An 18468-nucleotide genomic window follows, 5' to 3' on the forward strand; every position below is an offset into this window, starting at 1 on the left:
GATCCGGAATCAACCCAGTGGAAGGCTTTCGAGGGTGAACACCGGGCTGGTCAGCGGGGTGCCGTACAGGTACGTGTCCATCTGGGAATTGGTCACCAGCAGCCGGTCCCCGCTGAGAGCGACGCCGGTCGTCGTGTCGGCGCCCGGGTAGGTGCGCTCGGAGACGACGGTGGCCCGGCTGCTGTCGCCGGAGAGCCGCACGGTGTCGACCTTGTTGTCGACCGAGCGGGCGATGTAGAGGGTGTTTCCGCGCCGCGCGATGCCGTCGGCGCTGGGCAGGGCCGGTGCGTCGATCTTGCGGACCTCGCCGGTGGCGAGGGTGAGCCGGTAGAGCGCGCCGCTGTACCAGTAGCCGATGATCAGCGACGTGCCGTCGGGGGTGGCGACGATGCCGTTGCCGTTGGATTGGCCGGCCACGTAGTCCGGCAGGTGGTAGGCCACTTCCAGGGTCCGGTGGGTGCCGGTGGCGGGGGCGTGCACCTCGGTGGCCGGGATCCGGTAGACGACGGCGCGGAAGGAGTCGGTGATGTAGACGTCCCCGTCGGGGGTGACGGCGGCGTCGTTGACCAGGGTCGGTTCGCCCGTTTCCGGGACGGTGTAAGCGGAAACGAGGTTTCCGGCGGTGGTGTAGGTGAAGAAGCGTCCGGTGAAGGCACCGGCGACCAGGAGGCGGTCGCCGGCGACCTTGATCCCGGTGGCCTGGGTGCGGCCGTCCTGACCGGCCGGGAGGAACGGGTCGAGGGTCTTCGCTCCGGTGCGTCCGCGGTAGACGGTGCCGTCGCCGATGCTGGTGGTGTAGACGTACCGGCGGTCGGCCGCGACGCTTTCGGGGAAGGCGTCGGTCCCGTTGATCGTGATCGGGTGGGCCCCGCTTTCGTGGGCGGTGGCGGGAGCGGCGAGGGCGACCAGTGCGGCCGCCGTGGTGGTGAGGGTGAGCAGCGCGGTGCGAGTGGACATCGTCGGTTTTCCGTTCTGGTGCGGGGAAGGGTGGCCGGGGGTCAGCGCAGGGCGTCGGCGACCGCGTTGGCCAGGGACGTGGTCGGGCGCCCGATCAGGCGGCTCAGATCGCCGGACCCGGTGAACAGCTCACCGCGCCCCAGCCCGAGATCGGCGTCGGCGAGGATCGCCGCCAGTGGGGCCGGGACGCCCGCGCCGGTCAACGCGCCGGCGAGCTGATCGGCCGGCAGATCGGTGTAGGCGATCGGTTTCCCGGTGGCGGCCGAGATCGTCGCGGCGAGCTCGGTGAGGGTGAACGCGTGGTCGCCGCCCAGCTCGTACACCGCGCCGGCGTGGCCTTCGGTGCTCAGCACGGCGGCCGCGGCCTCGGCGTAGTCGGCCCGGGTCGCGGCACTGACCCGTCCGTCGCCCGCGGCCCCGATGACCGCGCCGTGCCGGACGACCGAGGGCAGGGAGTCGGTGTAGTTCTCGAGGTACCAGCTGTTGCGCAGCAGCACGCTGGGGACGTCGCGCTCCCGCAGGTACTCCTCGGTGGCCCGATGGGTGGCGGCGAGGATCGTGGCCGCCGTGCCGGCGTGTGCCATGCTCGTGTACGCCAGCAAGGACACGCCCGCGGCCCGCGCGGCGTCGATCGCGCGCCGGTGGTGGGCGACGCGCTCGTCCACCGGGGCCGAGGCCGAGATCAGGAGCAGCTTTTCGGCTCCGGCGAAGGCCGACTCGAGGCTGTCCGGGTCGCCGAAGTCGGCCCGGCGCACCACGACGTCGCGGTCGGCCAGATCCTTGAGCGGCGTGAGGTCCCGGCCGGTCGCGACGATCCGTGCGGCGGGAATCCCGCGGCGCAGCAACGCTTCGACGGTGAGCCGGCCCAGCTGGCCGGTGGCTCCGGTGACGACGATTGACATCGATGATCCCTCGTTTCCGCCGCGGCCTCCCGCGGCACGGGTCAACGATGACGCCATGGCTTACCGTCGGGAAGTAGCCACCTTTTGGTAAGGTAGCCACCCGGCGGAAAGCGAAAAGGTGGACGCGGTGACGACGAACGAGGCTGTGACCGGAACGACAACGTCGTGGGATCCGTACGAGCGCGGCTGCCCGTCACGGAACCTGCTCGACCGGATCGGCGACAAGTGGTCGATCCTCGTGCTGGGCGAGCTCGGCAAGGAGGGGCCGTGCCGGTTCACGCAGCTGCGCAACCGGCTGTCGGGGGTGAGCGAGAAGATGCTCACCCAGACCGTCCGCGCCCTTGAGCGCGACGGTCTCGTCCGCCGAACGGTCTACCCGGCGGTGCCGGTGCGCGTGGAGTACGCCCTCACGCCGCTGGGCCAGACGCTCCGGGCGCCGTTGAAGGCACTCACGGACTGGTCGGTGGAGCACCTGACGGAGGTCCTCGCCGCCCACGAGGAGTACGACAACCGCTCCAGTTGACGGCTTCCCGTGCGTGCTGGCGCGAACGGGCTCTTCCGGCGGGACTTCCGCGCAGTTTTCGCGTTGTTCACCTCTGGTTGGTGCCGATGACTCGCTAAGGTCACCGTGGTGGGGGATCGACGCTGCCCGGTCACGAGAGTCGTCAGCGGCACCTGGGTGCGCGACGTCGTCACGGTGGATTCCGGTGGTTGCGGCGGTCATCGAGTGAACCGCGAGAAGGAACGCACGCCATGGCGAACCCGCTGGTAGCGCAGCGCGAAGATTCCACCACGGCCGTTTCCGGCGTGCCGTTGCTGGAGTCCGCGAACGATCTCAAGCAGGGGATCGAGAGTGGCGACTGGGCCTCGGTCGCGATGGGGGCCGTCGGGGTCGCGCTCGACGCGCTGTCCATGGCCATGGATCCCTTCGGGTCGATCCTCGCCGCGGGGGTCGGGTGGCTGATGGAACACGTCGGCCCGCTTTCCGCGGCGCTGGACGCCCTGACCGGGGACGCCGACCAGATCAAGGCCCAGTCCCAGACTTGGGCGAACGTCGCCAAGGAACTCGGGGCGGTCGGCGGTGACCTGGCCGACATGGTGAAGGCCGACCTGCAGTCGTGGAGCGGGAACGCCTCCGACCAGTACCGCCGGCGGGCCGCCGACACCGTCGACATCCTCACCGCCGCCCAGAAAGGCTGCGAAGGGGCCTCCAGCGGCGTCAAGACGGCCGGTGAGGTCGTCGCCGCCGTCCGGATGCTCGTCCGCGACATCATCGCCGAACTCGTCGGCCACCTCATCAGCTGGGCGCTGCAGGTGGTGTTCACCCTCGGCATCGGCCTGACCTGGGTGGTGCCGCAGGTCGTGGCGGCGGTGGCCAAGACCGCGTCGAAGATCGCCGACATCACCAAGAAGCTCGTCAAGGCGCTCAAGGCCCTCATGCCGCTGCTCAAGAAGGCCGGGACGCTGTTCGACGACGCCGCCAAGGCGCTGCGCAAGATCAAGCCCGGCAAGGTGGACGCTCCGCGGCCCATCAAGGAGAAGGGCGGCCCCAAGAAGGGTGACGGCGGCCCCGAAGGCAAGAAAGGGGACGGCGGGCCGGACGGCAAGAAGGACAAACCGGACGACGACTCCACTTCCGCCTCGAGCGCGGGCCACGGCGACGGCAAGGGCGGCGACGGTCACCAGAGCGGCGACGGCGGCGCCGGCAAGGGCGGCCACAAGAACGACGGCGACCAGACGAACCCCAGCGGCGCCGGGAACAGCGGCGGCAAGGGCGGCAAGAACGACGCTAAGAACGACACCAAGGCGAAGGACAACCCCGACCGTTCGGCGCCCGACAAGTCGAAGAACTACTGCGGCGACCCGATCGACGTCGCGACCGGTGAGGTCGTGATGACCCAGGTCGACGTCACGCTGCCCGGCGAGCTCGCGGACCTGGAGATCTCCCGGACGCACCTGTCGTCCTACCGGGCCGGCCGGTGGTTCGGTCCTTCGTGGACGTCCACCTGGGACCAGCGGCTGGAGCTCGACGCGAACCGGGTCCGGTTCCACGCCGAAGACGGCATGGTGCTGGACTTCCCCGTCCCGGGCGACGAGCCCGTGCTGCCGGTGCAGGGCCCGCGGCACCGGCTGCGCCGCGGACCACAGGGTTTCCGGCTCTCGCTCGGCGATCGCGAGCTGCACTTCTCCGGCACCGGCGGCGTTCTGCCGGTCACGGCCATCGAGCAGGACGGCGAGCGCACCGAAATCGACTACGCCGCCGACGGATCACCCACGAGGCTCCGCCGGCCCGGCGGCGTCGAAATCCTGGTCAGCACCGCGCGCGGGCGGATCGTCGCGCTGGGGGCGCCGGGGCAGCCGCCGGTGGTGCGGTTCTCGTACAACCGGCACACCCAGCTGAGCACGGTGACCGACTTCGCGGGCCGCTCGATGGCGCTCGACTACGACTTCGACCACCGGCTCGTCGGCTGGCAGGACCGGGTCGGCACCTGGTACCGCTACGTCTACGACAACGCGGGCCGCTGCGTCCGCGCGGTGGGCGCGAACGGCTACTACAACGCGGCCTTCGCCTACGAACCCGGCGCGACCCGGCACACCGACGCCCTCGGCCACACCTGGACCTACCGCCTGAACGCGGCCCACCAGCTGGTCGAGCGCATCGACCCGCTCGGCAACTCCCGGCGCTACGCCTGGAACCGGCGCGACGAACTACTGTCCCAAGTGGACGAACTGGGCCGCGAGACCCGCTACGACTACGACGACGACGGGCTGGTGGCCGTCCACCGCCCCGGAGCGCCCGCCGTGCGGCTGACCCCGGCCGAAGACGGCGCGGTGTGGCTGCAGGCCGGCGAAGGCGACGAGGAGATCGAGCGCCTGGTGTCCGAGTTCGACCCGGCCACCACCCTGCTCGGCAACGGGCTGCCGGTGGACGTCCTGGAGGCGCCCGACCCGTTCGAGGACGCTCCCGTGACCGACCGGGCGGCCCGTCCCGGCGACCGCGACCGGTACGGCCGCCCGCGCCTGGCGCACACGGCGTCCGGCGGGGCCGCGCGGCTCGGCTGGACCGCCGACGGCCGCCGCGCCTGGCGCCTCGGCCCGCACGGCGGCCGCGAGACCTGGGTGCACGACGCGGAAGGCAACGTCGTCGAATACCGCGACGCGGGCGGTGCGCCGCGGCGCCGCAAGCACGGCCCGTTCGGCCTGGTGCTGGAGGAGACCGACGCCGCGGGCGCGCGCACGCTGTTCACCTACGACGGGGAGCTGCGGCTCACCTCGGTGACCAACCCGGCCGGCCTCACCTGGCGCTACGTCCGCGACGCCGCCGGACGGCTCGTCGAAGAGACCGACTTCGACGGCCGCCGGACCACCTACGCCCACGACGCGGCGGGACAGCTGCGGCGCATGACCACCGGCGCCGGCCAGGTGGTCGAGTACGACTACGACCTCGAGGGCAACGTCGTCGAGCGGCGGACCCCCGACGACGTCACGAGCTACGGCTACGACGCGCTCGGCCGGCTGGTCGCCGCCGAGAACGCCGAGTCGCGGGTCGAGATCCGCCGCGACGGCGGTGACCGGGTCATCACCGACACGATCAACGGGCTCGGGGTGTGCTGGCGCGACGAGGGCGACGCGATCATCCGGCGGACTTCGTCCGGTGTGGACAGTGAGTGGCGCCTGACCGAGTCGGGCCTGCCCCGATCGCTGCGGATCGCCGGCCACGACGTCGAATTCGGCTACGACGACGCCGGGCGTGAGGTCGTCCGCAGCGTCGACGGTGCGGTGGTGCTCCGGCGGCGGTTCGACGAGGAGGACCGGCTCGCCGAGGAGGACGTCGCCGGGGTCGGGCGGCGCACCTACCGCTACCGCCCGGACGGCAGGCTCGCCGGCGTCGACGACACGATCCGGCCGTGGCAGCTCGCCTACGACGCGGCCGGCCGGGTCAGCGAGGCGCACGGGCCGGGTGTGGTGGAACGGTTCACCCGCGACGCCGCGGGCAACATCACCTCGGCGACGGCCCCGTCGCCGGCGGGCTCGCGCGACTACGAGCGCAACCGGCTCGCCCGCATCGGGGACATCCACTTCGACGGCGACGCCCACGGCCGCGTCACCGGCTGGCGCCACGCCGACCGCTCGTGCGGCTACGCGTGGGACCACCTCGACCGGCTGCGCTCCGCGCGCACGCCCGACGGTGCGCTCTGGACCTACCACTACGACCCGATCGGGCGGCGGTTCGCCAAGCGCTGCTGGGTGACCGGCCCGGACGGCGAGCCCGAGCTCGCCCTGGACGTCCGGTACCTGTGGAGCGAGCTGAACCTCGTCGAGCAGGTGGAGCACCGCCCGGCGGACGGGTCCCACCGGTTCCTCACGTGGGAGCGCTTCGACGACGATCGCCCCGTCGTGCAGGTCGAGCACACCGGCGTCGTCGAACAGGCCCGCTTCCGGGTGGTGATCACCTCGCCCGCCGGGACGCCGACCGAGCTGCTCGACGAGCACGGGACGCTGGTCTGGCAGGACCGCAGCAGTTTCTGGGGCGTGCCGCTGGCCGGGGCCGACACCGCGGCGATGCCGCTGGCGTTCCCCGGTCAGTGCCGCGACGAGGAGACCGGGCTGCACTACAACGTCTTCCGGTACTACGACCCCCGGACCACGCGGTACCTCAGCCAGGACCCGCTGGGCCTCGCCGCGGCGCCCAACCCCGTCGGCTACGTCGACCAGCCGCTGCTCGAGAGCGACCCGCTCGGCCTCGCGCCCCAGCGGTGTTTCAAGGGGAAGGTCAAGGACCGCGCGAAGCGGCTGCGCGACCGGAACAAGAAGAAGCAGGCGGCCCAGCCGGCGACGCGGAAGAGCCCGCGGAAGCAGCCCATCCGCATCGACAACATGACCAAGGAAGAGTTCGAGAAGTTCAAGCCGGAGCTCGACAAGATGCTGAAGGCCGACAAGCACTTCTTCTGGTCCGGCGGGCACATGGAGCGGGTACCCGGGAAGACGAACCCGGACAAGTACCTCGGGTCGATGGAGGACAAGGCCACCCGGATCGCGAAGCAGCACGGCGGCAACACCCTCGAAGGCACCCTCAAGGACAACAACGTGAAGATGCCCGGGTGGATCAAGGACCCCAACGACCCGAAGCGGCCGCTGGTCCAGGAGAAGTGGGACTACGTCTCCGAGACCTTCGCCAAGAACTCCGAGGCCGGCAAGACGCACGTGGTCTTCCCCAGCCACCCGGGCAAGGGCCACGAGATCTACCCGTACCGGCGCCCGGACAACGTGTTCGACGTGACCGAGTACCCGCGTCTCAAGCAGGACGGCAAGGGGGACATCACCAAGTTCCACGACCGGACGGACTACGAGCGCCCGTACCGCGCGCCCCAGTGAGGTTTTCTCGGTCGGGCCGGGCCGGTGCGTGTTGTCCTGCGATAGGCGTGAGGCCGCGCGCAGCAAGCGGGTCGTCGGGGGTGTGGTGGCGATCCGGCGGTCGACCCGCCCGACGACGAGTCACTTCGGTGAGGACCACGACGCACTTCGTGGCGGATTTACCGCACTGATTTCTTCTTTGTCCGTTTTCCAAGTGGGCATTCTGTTGAAAACAAACCTTCGTCGGTGGTGGATCACCCGCGGAAGCTGGATCGTCACGCAGTGTTCCACCGTGGCAAGCACCCCTCACGCCAGTCTTCCCCCCAAAGACGACCCGGAGGATTTTGATGACTTCCCGGAAACTCGCCGGCTTCACGGCCTTCGCCTCGGCCGCGCTGGCCTGCGCGCTCTGCGTCCCCTCCGCCAACGCCGCGCCCCTGTCGGCCGAGGCCGCGTTCACGCTCGCCCAGAGCACCGCCATGACCCAGGCCGACCAGGTGACCGGCGCACTGGGTGCCGCGTCGGGCGGCTACTACCTCGACAACGGCAAGGCGATCGTCAACGTCCTCGACGACGCCGGCGCACGGAAGGTCGAGGCGGCCGGTCTCACCGCCAAGAAGGTCGCGCACAGCTTCGCCGAGCTGACCGGCGTCAAGGACGCCCTGGACAGCGTCCGCAACGTCCCGCAAACCTCCTGGGGCATCGACACCTCCACCGACCAGGTCGTCGTCACCATCTTCTCGGCCGCCACCAAGGCGACCGCGGACAAGGTCGCCACCGCCGCCCAGCAGTACGGCGACCGGGCCCGCGTCGAGTACAAGACCGGCAAGCTCGAGCTCTACATCGCCGACGGGGACGCCATCCAGAACAGCAGCGCCCGCTGCTCGCTCGGGTTCAACGTCAAGAGCGGCAGCACCCCGTACCTGCTCACCGCCGGGCACTGCACCAACCTCGGCGGCACGTGGTCCGGCGGCGACGTCAGCGGCGCGCGGGTGGTCCGAAGCGACTGCCCCGGCGCGGACTCCGGTCTGCTGACCCGCCCGAACGGTTCCGGTCCCGGCCGGATCAACACCGGCCAGGCCATCACCAGCGCGGCCGCGCCGCAGGTCGGTGAGCGCATCTCCAAGCAGGGCTCGACCACCGGCGGCGGCACCGGCCAGGTGACCTCGGTCGACCAGTCGGTCAACTTCGACGTCGGCGTGCTCAACCACGAGTTCGGCACGACCGCCCACACCGACCACGGTGACTCGGGCGGCCCGGCCTACGACGGTTCCAAGGGCCTCGGCACCCTGTCGGGCGGGAACACGACCGTCAGCTACTTCTACCCGCTGACCCGTGAGCTTTCCGCCTACGGCCTCACCCTGGCCTGATCCGCCACCGAGGCCACCGAGCTGTCCGCGGCGCCGTCTCCCCTCGGGAGGCGGCGCCGCGCCCGGCTCGTGATTGACTGGCACGCATGGCCCTGTTCCCGCGCCCGCTCGCATGACCGCCGAGTCGCCCGCGGCCACCCGGCCGCGCAACCGCAAGCAGCTCATCGTGGACGCGGCGGGCCGGGTGTTCAGCGAGCGTGGCTACCACGCCGCGTCCATGGAGGAGATCGCCACCACCGTGGGCATCACGGCGGCGGCCCTGTACCGGCACTTTCCGAACAAGTACGCGCTGTTCGCCGAGTGCGCGAACGTCATGGCGGACCGGCTCGTGACCGCGGTCGACGAGGTGCCGCCCGGGGCGGCCGTGGCGGACCTGCTCGCCGCCGTCACCCGGGTCACCGTCGCCCATCGCGCGGCGGGCGGGCTGTACCGGTGGGAGGCGCGGTACCTCGACCGCGGCGACCGCCGGGCCCTCAAGGCGAAGTTCGCCCACGTCGTCGCGCGGGTGACCGATGCGGCGCGGCGCGAGTACCCGCTGCCGGACGAGCACCTGCGGGCCGCGGCGGCCCTCGGCGCGATCGCGTCCATCACGATGCACCACACCTCGATCGCCCCGCGCCGGGCCGAGGACCTGCTGCTGGCGTCCGCCTTGCGCGTGGTCGCGACCAGCCCCGCGGAGCCCGTCGGGCGCACGCCTTCCGTCGAACTGCCGGTCCTGCCCGTGCCGCGCACCCGGCGCGCGGTGATCCTCGCCGCCGCCATCCCGCTGTTCGAACGGGACGGCTTCGCCACCGTCACGAACGGCCGGATCGCCGAGGCCGCGGGGCTGGTCCCGTCGACGATCTACCGCCATTTCCCGGGCAAGGCCGACATCCTGGCCGCGGCCTGCCTGCAGGCCGCGGGACTGCTGACCCAAGCGGTGGAACAGAACCTGCACGGGGTGGCCGGCCCGCACGACGCCGTGGTCGCCCTGGCGGCGACGTACGTGGCCTACAGCTTCGAGCACACCGCACTCACCAGCGTCGCCGACGCCGAGGTCGCCGGCCTGCCGGCCGATCTGCAACGCCCCTTGGCCGTCGCCCAGCGCGAGCACATCGCGATCTGGGAGCAGCAGCTGCGGCTGGTCCGCCCGGACCTCGACCCGCGCCAGGCCCGGGCCCTGGTGCACGCCGGGTTCGGCGTGGTGGTCGAGGCCGGACGACGACTGCGGTGGCAGGACGGCCCGGACCACCGCGCCGCCGTCACGGCCCTGGTCGTGGGAGCTCTGGGGCTCCCGGCGTGACGCCCGGGTCAGGCGCCGGGCCGGTTCGCGGTGGGGATCACGATGGTGGTGCTGGTCGGTGAGGTCCCGTTGTTGAGGAACAGCATCGCCAGCGCGCGCACGAACTGGTCGAACATGGAGAACCCGACGGGCGCGACGGGCAGCAGCCCCTCGCGGAACGCGATGTAGGCCGGCCACCCGGTGCGGACCAGGGCGGCCGCCGCGTAGTCGCGGGGCAGCGAGAGCCAGTCACCGATCTTGTCGTTCAGCACGTAGCGCACGAACTCGTCGAGGAACCCGCGGGTGACGCCCAGGTCGACCTGCGCGGTCAGGCCGAGCAGGTCCTTGGCCAGTTCCTTGCCCTCGGTCGTCGGGGCGAGGATCGGCGTGAGCGCGTACGCCGACTGCGCGTCCGCGTCAGCCCACGTCTGGGGGATGAACTCGTCTCGCACGCCGAGCAGGTGGATGGCGACCTGCCACATGTGCAGGAAGGCGTCCTCCTCCGCGGCCGTCATCGGAACCCGCCATTCGAGCAGCTTCCGGTGCACGAAGGTGCCCAGGCTGTGGAAGGTGACCAGGATGTCGCCGTTGCTGATCGGGATCCGCGTGTCCGTGACCGCCCGCCAGTGCGCCGACTGCGGCAGCAGATGGCGCACGGCGGCGTGCACCAGCCGCGTCTTGTTGGCGGTGACCACGAACTGACCGGCAGGCTCGTAGGCGGTCAGCTCGCTCAGGTCGTAGCCGAACGTGAAGGTCTTGGCCGCGCGGTCCTTCATGTTCGCGCCGCCCGCGGACCAGTAGACCGACTCGGCCTCCCGCGGGATCACCGTGCTCATGATGCCGCTGCCGAGGCCGTACAGCATGAACAGGTAGGTGTCCTTGCGCCGGTTGAAGTCGGCGGCGAGCCGGAGCTTGGCGCGGTCGGCCCAGGAGGGCAGGGCGGCGGCCTGCTGGAGGTGGGTGGCGAGAGCGGCCGGCAGGCCGGCAGGCAGCGAGTCGTTGTTGTTCGCCCACGACGCCAGCGCGGCGTTGACCGCCGGAACCTGGCCGTTGTCGAGCAGCGCCGCCAGCAGGCCGTCGACCGGGTCGTCCCAGACCTGCCACGGGTCGGCTCCCGTGCCGGTGCCGGCCACCGAGCCCGCCGGCGACCAGGCCCACGCCGGGGCGGCGGTGCTCGCCACACCCGCGAGCCCCAGGGCCGCGCCGAGGGACAAGACACTCCTTCTGCTGAGATTGCTCATTTACATACCTGCTTCCTTGGAGGTATCGCCGTGCATCTCTGCTGTCTGGCCGGGACTTGGTGTCACGACGTCGGGCCCGAGCTTGTCCGATGGTGCGATTTCTCGTTAACATATCGAAGCCGGGTGCCGGTCAGCAAGGGCGGCACCGGCCGGAACCGGTTCGCAACGTCGAGGAGTTCGCGTGACCCCTGTCTTCCCTGTCAAGCGGCCGCTCTACGAGGACGACCACGAGCTCCTGCGGGACACGGTCCGCGCGTTCGCCGACAAGCACGCCGCGCCCCACGCCGAGCGGTGGAAGGCGGCGGGCAAGGTCGACCGCGAGCTCTTCCGGGAGGCCGCCCGCGCCGGGATCCTCGGCTTCTCGATCCCCGAGGAGTACGGCGGGGGCGGCATCACCGACTACCGCTTCAACGCCGTGATAGGCGAGGAGTTCTCGCGTCACCCGGTGTCGGACGGGCTCGCCTGCGTGGCGCTGTCCAACGACATCGTCGTGCCCTACTTCACCGACCTGACCAATGCCGAGCAGAAGGCCCGCTGGCTGCCGGGGATCGCCGCCGGAGAGCTCGTCGTCGCGGTCGCGATGACCGAGCCCGGAACCGGGAGCGACCTGGCCGGGATCAGCACCACCGCCGTCCGCGACGGGGACGGCTACGTGGTCGACGGCAGCAAGGTCTTCATCTCCAACGGCCAGAACGCCGACCTCGTCGTCACCGCCGTCCGGACCGGCCCGGACCGCCACGGCGGGCTCAGCCTGCTGGTCGTCGAGGCCGATCGCGCCGGCTTTTCCCGTGGCCGCAACCTGGAGAAGATCGGCCTGCACGCCCAGGACACCAGCGAGCTGTTCTTCGACGGCGTCCGCGTGCCCGCCGCCAACCTGCTCGGCGAGGAGGGATCGGGCTTCCTCGGCCTGATGCGCAACCTGCCCCAGGAGCGGATCTCGATCGCCGCCAACGCCGTGGCCTCGTCCGAGGGCGTGCTGGAGCGCACCCTGGACTACGTCAAGCAGCGCACGGCGTTCGGCAAGCCGATCGGCTCGTTCCAGAACACCCGCTTCGAACTGGCGGAGATGGTCACCGCCGTGCGGGTGAGCCGCAGTTACGTCGATGACCTGCTGGCCAGGCACGTCCGCGGCGAACTGTCCTCTGTGGACGCCGCGGCGGCGAAGTTCTGGACCACGGAACAGTACGTCGACGTCGTCGGGCGGTGCCTGCAGCTGCACGGCGGCTACGGCTACATGCTCGAATACCGCATCGCGCACGACTACCTCGACTCGCGCGTCTCCACCATCTACGGCGGCACCACGGAGATCATGAAGGAGATCGTCGGCCGCGACCTGGGGCTTTAGTCCCCGTCGATGCGCGCGAGCACCGCTTCGGAAATCCCCTGCAGCGTGCGCAGCTCGTCGGGCGTCAGAACGTCGACAAACAGACTCTGCACCTGGGCGACGTGTCCGGGGGCCGCTTGCGCGAGGTAGGCCTGGCCCGCGTCGGTCAGGACCGCTCGGGTGTAGCGCCCGTTCGCGGGGTCGGCTTCGCGGTAGACGAACCCGCGTTTCTCGAGCCGGCCGATCAGGTGGGACAGGCGGGACAGTTCCGTGTTGGCCAGGACGGCGAGCTCGCTCATCCGCAGGCGGCGCCCGGGCTGGTCGGACAGGTGGGCCAGCACGTAGTACTCGATGAAGCTGAGCTTCGAATCCTGCTGCAGCTGCGACTCCAGCGCGGCGGGCAGCCGCTGCAGGAGTCGCATGAACCCGCGCCACGCCGCGAGCTGGTCGTCGGTGAGCCACTGTTCCCGGGCGGACATGAGCAGGAGTGTACTGACTTGAACTTTCAAGTCGAGCTCGCTAGGTTGACTTGAAGATTCAAGTCAACCGGACTCCGGAGGTCCCGCCATGAGCGATCTGAAGCTCGCCGTCATCCTCGGCAGCACCCGTCCCGGCCGCAAGGGCGCGGCCGTGGCGGACTGGGTGCTGGCCAGGGCCAAGGAGCGCACCCGCGCCGGCTACGAGCTGATCGACCTGCTCGACCACCCGCTGCCGCACCTGGACGAGGCCGTGCCGGCGAGCCGGGGTGCCTACGCCGGCGAGCACACGAAGGCCTGGGCCGCCAAGATCGCCGAGTACGACGGCTACGTCTTCGTCACCCCGGAGTACAACCACTCCACTTCGGGGGTGCTGAAGAACGCCATCGACTACCTCTACGCCGAGTGGAACAACAAGGCCGCCGCCTTCGTGTCGTACGGCGCGCTCGGCGGCACGCGGGCGATCGAGCACCTGCGGGCGATCGCGAGCGAACTGCAGCTGGCCCACGTGCGCCAGCAGCTGTCGTTCTCGTTGTTCTCCGACTTCGAGAACTTCTCGGCGTTCACACCCTCCGCGACGCACGACGACGCCGCGACCGTCCTCTTCGACCAGCTCGAGTCCTGGGCCGGCGCGCTCAAGACCGTCCGTGGCTGAGTTCCGATGAAGCTCTACGCCCTCGAAGAGCACTTCGTCACCGAAGACGTGATCGACGCGTGGCGGCGGCGCGACCCCGGCCTCACCGAGCCGATGATGCGGTGGGCCGTGGCCAGTGAGCTCACTCCGGCGCTGCTGGATCTCGGTGACGGGCGCGTCGCCGCCATGGACGACGCCGGGATCGACACGTCCGTGCTGTCCCTCACGACGCCGGGCCTGCAGAACCTCGCCGCGGCGGAGGCGGTCGCCCTGCAGGCGCCCACGAACGACCTCGCCGCCGCCGCCGTGCGCCGTCACCCCGGCCGGTTCCGGGGGTTCGCGGCGCTGGCCACCCCCGCCCCGGCGGCCGCCGCCGACGAACTGCGGCGCGCGGTCGGCGAACTCGGGTTCGACGGCGCACTGGTCAACGCGAACTCCGGCGGCCGGTCGCTGGACGCACCGGAGTTCTGGGACATCTACGAGGCCGCCGAGGATCTGCGTGCCCCCGTCTACCTCCACCCGAGCGTGCCGTTCCCGGCCGTCACCGAGTCCTACTACCGCGGCTTCGGGACGCCGGTGGACGACATGCTGTCCACCGGCGCGTTCGGCTGGCACTACGACGCCGGGCTGACCGTGCTCCGGATGATCCTCGCCGGCGTCTTCGACCGGTTCCCCGGGCTGCAGCTCATCCTGGGCCACTGGGGCGAGGTCGTGCTGTTCTACCTCGACCGCGTCGCGGCCATGGACCGGCTCGCCGGCCTGCGGCGCCCGATCGCGGAGTACTTCCGGGCCAACATCTTCATCACCCCCGGCGGCATCTCCAGCCCCAAATACCTGCGCTGGAGCCTGGAGACGGTGGGGGCCGGGCGGATCATGTACGCCTCCGACCACCCCTTCAACCGGGAGCACGCCGGGTCCGCCCGGCGGTTCCTGGCGGAGGCGCCGATCTCCGATGAGGACCGCGCGCGGATCGCCCACCGCAACTGGGAAGGGCTCGTCGCCGGCATCCGGCGCTGACCGATCGATGGTGGTCCCGCCAGGCCGCAAGTGCTATACCGGCAGCTGCGGGTGTCGCGACGACGCGATGCCACAAGCGAGCGGAGTGTCTGGTGGCCGACCGTCCTTTGCGCTCATCTCTCGTGGTGGCGGTCCTGACCGCGCCCGTCCTGTTGCTGGGGACCGCGACCGCCGTGGCCGCCCCGCCGGGGCGGCAGCTGACGATCGAGACGGTGTCGAACCCGCGGCCGGCCCTCGTGAGCGGGGGACAGGTCCTGGTCAGGGTCGTCCCGCCGGAGCGGACGCGGGTCAGCGTCAGCGACAACGGCCACGACGTCACCTCGAGTTTTCGCGCCCAGCCGGACGGCAGCCTGCTCGGCCTGGTGACCGGCCTGCGCGACGGCGCCAACGAGCTGAGCGCCCGGACGAGCGGGCCCGGCCGGGACCAGCGGGCGAGCCTGCGCGTCACCAACCACCCGATCACCGGGCCCATCTTCTCCGGCTCGCAGCAGCGCCCGTTCTACTGCGAGACCCAGGCGTTCGGCCTGCCCGCGGCCTCCCCGCCGCTCTGCAGCGCGCCGACCCGGGTGAGCTACCAGTACAAGACCACCGCCGGGGCGTTCGCGCCGCTGGCGGACCCGGCGGCCCGGCCCGCGGACCTCGCGACGGCCACAGTCGGCGGGCGCGCGGTGCCGTACGTGGTCCGCGTCGAGCGCGGCACGATCGACCGCGCCGTCTACGAGATCGCGGCGCTCTACGACGGCGCGCCGTCGCCCGTCGCGACCGACCGCAGCTGGAACGGGAAGCTGGTCTACACCTTCGGCGGCGGCTGCAACGCGGGCTACCACCAGGGCAACTCCACCGGCGGGGTCGTCAACGACCTGTTCCTGGCCCAGGGCTACGCGGTCGCGTCGTCGACGCTGAACGTGCTCGACAACAACTGCAGCCCGATCATCTCGGCCGAAGCGGCGATGATGGTCAAGGAGCACTTCGTCGAGACCTACGGCCCGGTCGCCCACACCATCGGCTGGGGCGGCTCGGGCGGGGCGATCCAGCAGTACGACATCGCCGAGAACTACCCCGGCATCGTCGACGGCATCATCCCCGGCGTCTCGTTCCCGGACCCGCTGAGCGTGGGCGGCCCGGTGTCGGACTGCCGCCTGCTGGACCGGTACTTCGCCGGGCCGGGCGCGTCGTTCACCGCGGCGCAGAAACAGGCCGTCGCGGGCTTCCCCACCTACGACACCTGCGTCTCGTGGGACCAGACCTTCGCCAGCCGCGCCACCGCGACCGGCAGCTGCAACGCGGCCATCCCGGTCTCGGCGCGGTGGGATCCGGTCACCAACCCGCTCGGGGTGAAGTGCAACTCCAACGAGCAGCTGGTCAACCAGGTCGGGCGGGACCCGCGGACCGGGTTCGTGCGCAGCACGCTGGACACCACCGGCGTGCAGTACGGCCTGGCCGCGCTGAAGGCCGGGACGATCACCGCGGCGCAGTTCGCCGACCTCAACGCCGCCATCGGCGGCCTCGACCACACCGGAACGCCCGTGGCGCAGCGGACCGCGGCCGATCCGAAGGCGCTCGACGCGGTGTACGCCGACGACATCGTGAACTCGGCGTCGCAGGGCCTGCGGGAAATGCCGATCATCGACCAGCGGACCGACCTCGACCTCGCCGGGTTCGGCAACGACATCCACACCACCGAGTGGTCTTACGTGATGCGGCAACGGCTTCTGCGGGCCAACGGCACCGCGGCGAACCAGGTCATCATCGAAAACCACGCCACCGGAGCCGAAGCGGCAGCGGCCGGCGTCTACGAGCTCGACGCGATGGATCGCTGGCTCACCGCGATCGACGCCGACGGCTCGCACCGGAGCCGCCAGCAGAAGGTGCTGGCGAACCGGCCGCACGATCTCGGCGACGGGTGTTACCTCTCCGCCGCGTCACGGGTCACCGAGAAGCTGACGTACCCGGCGAGCGGCCAGTGCGGCGCGCTGTACCCGGTGGCGGCCAACACGCGGATGGTCGCGGGGGAGGGCCTGGCCCTCGACGTGCTGAAGTGCCGGCTCAAGCCGCTGAACTTCCGCGACTACCCGGTCGCCTTCACCACCGCGGACCAGAAGCGGCTGCGGGCGGCGTTCCCCGGCGGTGTGTGCGACTACAGCCGCCCGGGCGTCGGGCAGCACGCCCCGATCGGGACCTGGCTGAGCTACGGCGACGAACGCACCGGCACCACCCCGCCGACGAAGCCGAGGTGACGTGACCGTCCGATGTGGACGTCCGGCCAGCCGCTGCGGCTGGCGAGCTTGAACTTCGACGGCTTCGACGGTGCGGTGCACAGCACTTCGAGAAGCCTCACACGGCGGACAGTGCCGTGTAGACGATGTCCTGCCCGGCGCGCTCCCAGAGCACGCCGGGGCCGTTCAGGCCCTCGGCGGCAAGCTGCCGCTTGACGACCTTGAACGTCGACGTCCGCGGCAGCTCCCGGACCGTGCGCACGTACCTGGGTACCTGTTTGGGCCCGAGATCGGGCTGAGCCGCCAGGAACCGGCCGAACTCGGCGGGATCGACGGGGGTGCCGCCGGTGACGATGGCGGCCATCACCTGGTCCCCGGTCACCGGGTCGGGGACCGCGTAGACGGCGGTGTCGGTGATCGCGGGGTGGCGCAGCAGGATGCGCTCGATCGGCGCGGTGCCGAGGTTCTCGCCGTCGACGCGGAGCCAGTCGCCGAGCCGGCCGGCGAAGAAACAGAACCCGCTGGCGTCGGCGTAGGCGAGGTCGCCGGTGTGGAACCGGCCGTCGCGCAGCCGTTCCGCGTCGGCGCCGGGATCGCGGTAGTACCCGGCGAACCAGCCGGCGCCCGCGGTGTTGACCAGTTCGCCGACGGCCTCCGCGGCGTTGAGCAGGTTGCCGCGGGAGTCGAACTCGGCCGGTGGGCACGGACGGCCGGTGTGCGGGTGCAGAATGGCGACGTCGTCGGTGGGCCTGCCGAGTGAGCCGGGCGGGGTGCCTTCGGTGCGGGCGAAACCCACGCCGCCCTCGGTGGAGCCGAACGCGTCGACGACCTGGCAGCCGAAGCGTTTCTCGAACGCGGCCAGGTCGGCGCTCGCTCCTTCGTTGCCGTAGACGAGGCGCAGGGGGTTGTCGGCGTCGTCCGGGCGCGGGGGAGTGGCGACCACGTAGGACAGCGGTTTGCCGACGTAGTTGGCGTAGGTCGCGCCGAACCTCCGCACGTCGGGCAGGAAACCGGAGGCGGAGAAGCGGCGGCGCAGCGCGATGCCCGCGCCGGCCGCGAGCCCGACCGCCCAGCCGGCCATGATGGCGTTGGAGTGGAACATCGGCATCGTGACGTAGACCGTGTCCGATGTGGACAGTCCGAAGCGCTGGGCGAGCATCGCGCCGGGAAACGCGATCTTGCCGTGGGTGCAGCGCACGGCCTTCGGGTCACCGCTGGTGCCGGAGGTGAAGATCAGCATGAGCAGGTCGTCCGGTGACGCGGGGACGGGATCGATCGGCGTGTTCGCCGACGGCCACGCGTCCAGGTCCCGGACCTCGATCCCGCCGAGGTCCAGGCCGTCGAGGAGGGGCCGGTACTTCGCCTCGGCGAGCACGAACCGGCAGTCGGCGAGCCGGACGTCCCGCGCGAGGGCCTCCCCGCGGCGGGTGGGGTTGAGCCCGACCAGCACCGCCCCGGCGAACGCGCAGGCGCCCAGCAGGACGGAGAACGCCGGCACGTTGTCGGCCAGGACGCCGACGTGCGGCGGCCGGTCCCCGCGCAACGCCTCCCGCAGGTCACCCGCGCGGACCGCCGACGCCCGGACGTGCTCGGCCCAGGTGTACGTCTCGTCCTCGAACCGCAGACCCGGCCGCTCGTCGCCGGCCCGGGCCAGCAGGAGGTCGGTCACCGTCGGGACGCTCATCCACGCACCTCCCAGCACCGGCGATCAGAAC

Annotated in this window: 13 protein-coding genes; 8 read left to right on the plus strand and 5 right to left on the minus strand. The window is 71.3% G+C overall.

Features of this window, described 5'->3' with window-relative positions; genetic code table 11:
• Positions 1-9 precede the first annotated feature (9 nt).
• Positions 10-957: an SMP-30/gluconolactonase/LRE family protein gene (locus ACGFMK_RS30520; protein ID WP_392770361.1), complete on the minus strand. Its 948-nt coding sequence runs from the start codon at positions 955-957 to the stop codon at positions 10-12.
• Positions 958-998: 41 nt separating this feature from the next.
• The gene (locus tag ACGFMK_RS30525) at positions 999-1859 is read right to left on the minus strand and encodes an SDR family oxidoreductase (RefSeq protein ID WP_392770362.1); all 861 of its coding nucleotides are present in this window, start codon (positions 1857-1859) and stop codon (positions 999-1001) included.
• A gap of 127 nt (positions 1860-1986) precedes the next feature.
• On the opposite strand from ACGFMK_RS30525, the gene ACGFMK_RS30530 reads away from it, so the two are divergent.
• The 4 genes from ACGFMK_RS30530 to ACGFMK_RS30545 all read left to right on the plus strand — a co-directional run bounded on the left by ACGFMK_RS30530 (position 1987) and on the right by ACGFMK_RS30545 (position 9866).
• On the plus strand, positions 1987-2382 hold the full coding sequence (locus ACGFMK_RS30530) for a winged helix-turn-helix transcriptional regulator (RefSeq protein ID WP_392770365.1): 396 nt from the start codon (positions 1987-1989) through the stop codon (positions 2380-2382).
• Positions 2383-2612: 230 nt separating this feature from the next.
• Positions 2613-7235, plus strand: a complete 4623-nt coding sequence (locus tag ACGFMK_RS30535; protein WP_392770367.1) for a DUF6531 domain-containing protein — start codon at positions 2613-2615, stop codon at positions 7233-7235.
• 326 nt (positions 7236-7561) lie between these two features.
• Positions 7562-8584, plus strand: coding sequence for a S1 family peptidase (locus ACGFMK_RS30540; RefSeq protein ID WP_392770370.1), 1023 nt, complete (start codon positions 7562-7564; stop codon positions 8582-8584).
• A gap of 112 nt (positions 8585-8696) precedes the next feature.
• Positions 8697-9866, plus strand: coding sequence for a TetR/AcrR family transcriptional regulator (locus tag ACGFMK_RS30545; RefSeq protein ID WP_392770373.1), 1170 nt, complete (start codon positions 8697-8699; stop codon positions 9864-9866).
• 8 nt (positions 9867-9874) lie between these two features.
• Here the strand turns inward: ACGFMK_RS30545 and ACGFMK_RS30550 are convergent, their stop codons facing one another.
• Positions 9875-11086 carry an oxygenase MpaB family protein gene (locus ACGFMK_RS30550; RefSeq protein ID WP_392770377.1) on the minus strand — a complete coding sequence of 404 codons (1212 nt, stop codon included), beginning with the start codon at positions 11084-11086 and terminating at the stop codon, positions 9875-9877.
• A gap of 181 nt (positions 11087-11267) precedes the next feature.
• On the opposite strand from ACGFMK_RS30550, the gene ACGFMK_RS30555 reads away from it, so the two are divergent.
• Entirely contained in the window at positions 11268-12431 is a 1164-nt protein-coding gene (locus ACGFMK_RS30555) for an acyl-CoA dehydrogenase family protein (RefSeq protein ID WP_392770380.1), read from the plus strand.
• Here ACGFMK_RS30555 and ACGFMK_RS30560 read toward each other — a convergent pair.
• The gene (locus ACGFMK_RS30560; protein ID WP_392770383.1) at positions 12428-12889 is read right to left on the minus strand and encodes a MarR family winged helix-turn-helix transcriptional regulator; all 462 of its coding nucleotides are present in this window, start codon (positions 12887-12889) and stop codon (positions 12428-12430) included. The genes ACGFMK_RS30555 and ACGFMK_RS30560 overlap by 4 nt on opposite strands.
• A gap of 88 nt (positions 12890-12977) precedes the next feature.
• Between ACGFMK_RS30560 and ACGFMK_RS30565 the strand changes: the two genes are divergently transcribed.
• The 3 genes from ACGFMK_RS30565 (at position 12978) to ACGFMK_RS30575 (ending at position 16774) form a co-directional block, all read left to right on the plus strand.
• A complete protein-coding gene (locus tag ACGFMK_RS30565; protein WP_392770386.1) occupies positions 12978-13541 on the plus strand; it encodes an NADPH-dependent FMN reductase in 564 nt (187 codons plus the stop codon).
• A 6-nt stretch (positions 13542-13547) separates the two neighbouring features.
• Entirely contained in the window at positions 13548-14537 is a 990-nt protein-coding gene (locus ACGFMK_RS30570; protein ID WP_392770388.1) for an amidohydrolase family protein, read from the plus strand.
• Between the two features lie 92 nt (positions 14538-14629).
• The gene (locus ACGFMK_RS30575) at positions 14630-16774 is read left to right on the plus strand and encodes a DUF6351 family protein (protein ID WP_392770390.1); all 2145 of its coding nucleotides are present in this window, start codon (positions 14630-14632) and stop codon (positions 16772-16774) included.
• Positions 16775-16871: 97 nt separating this feature from the next.
• On the opposite strand, the gene ACGFMK_RS30580 is transcribed toward ACGFMK_RS30575, so the two are convergent.
• A complete protein-coding gene (locus ACGFMK_RS30580) occupies positions 16872-18437 on the minus strand; it encodes a long-chain-fatty-acid--CoA ligase (RefSeq protein WP_392770393.1) in 1566 nt (521 codons plus the stop codon).
• Between the last annotated feature and the right edge of the window lie 31 nt (positions 18438-18468).

It is taken from the genome of Amycolatopsis sp. NPDC049252 (assembly GCF_043197175.1).
Lineage (GTDB): Bacteria > Actinomycetota > Actinomycetes > Mycobacteriales > Pseudonocardiaceae > Amycolatopsis.

Bases quoted from the DNA above. Each gene is read 5' to 3' on its own strand.
- ACGFMK_RS30560 (WP_392770383.1), bottom strand. From the start codon at position 12,889: ATGTCCGCCCGGGAACAGTGGCTCACCGACGACCAGCTCGCGGCGTGG.
- ACGFMK_RS30525 (WP_392770362.1), bottom strand. From the start codon at position 1,859: ATGTCAATCGTCGTCACCGGAGCCACCGGCCAGCTGGGCCGGCTCACC.
- ACGFMK_RS30550 (WP_392770377.1), bottom strand. From the start codon at position 11,086: ATGAGCAATCTCAGCAGAAGGAGTGTCTTGTCCCTCGGCGCGGCCCTG.
- ACGFMK_RS30580 (WP_392770393.1), bottom strand. From the start codon at position 18,437: ATGAGCGTCCCGACGGTGACCGACCTCCTGCTGGCCCGGGCCGGCGAC.
- ACGFMK_RS30540 (WP_392770370.1), top strand. From the start codon at position 7,562: ATGACTTCCCGGAAACTCGCCGGCTTCACGGCCTTCGCCTCGGCCGCG.
- ACGFMK_RS30535 (WP_392770367.1), top strand. From the start codon at position 2,613: ATGGCGAACCCGCTGGTAGCGCAGCGCGAAGATTCCACCACGGCCGTT.
- ACGFMK_RS30520 (WP_392770361.1), bottom strand. From the start codon at position 957: ATGTCCACTCGCACCGCGCTGCTCACCCTCACCACCACGGCGGCCGCA.
- ACGFMK_RS30545 (WP_392770373.1), top strand. From the start codon at position 8,697: ATGACCGCCGAGTCGCCCGCGGCCACCCGGCCGCGCAACCGCAAGCAG.
- ACGFMK_RS30570 (WP_392770388.1), top strand. From the start codon at position 13,548: ATGAAGCTCTACGCCCTCGAAGAGCACTTCGTCACCGAAGACGTGATC.
- ACGFMK_RS30565 (WP_392770386.1), top strand. From the start codon at position 12,978: ATGAGCGATCTGAAGCTCGCCGTCATCCTCGGCAGCACCCGTCCCGGC.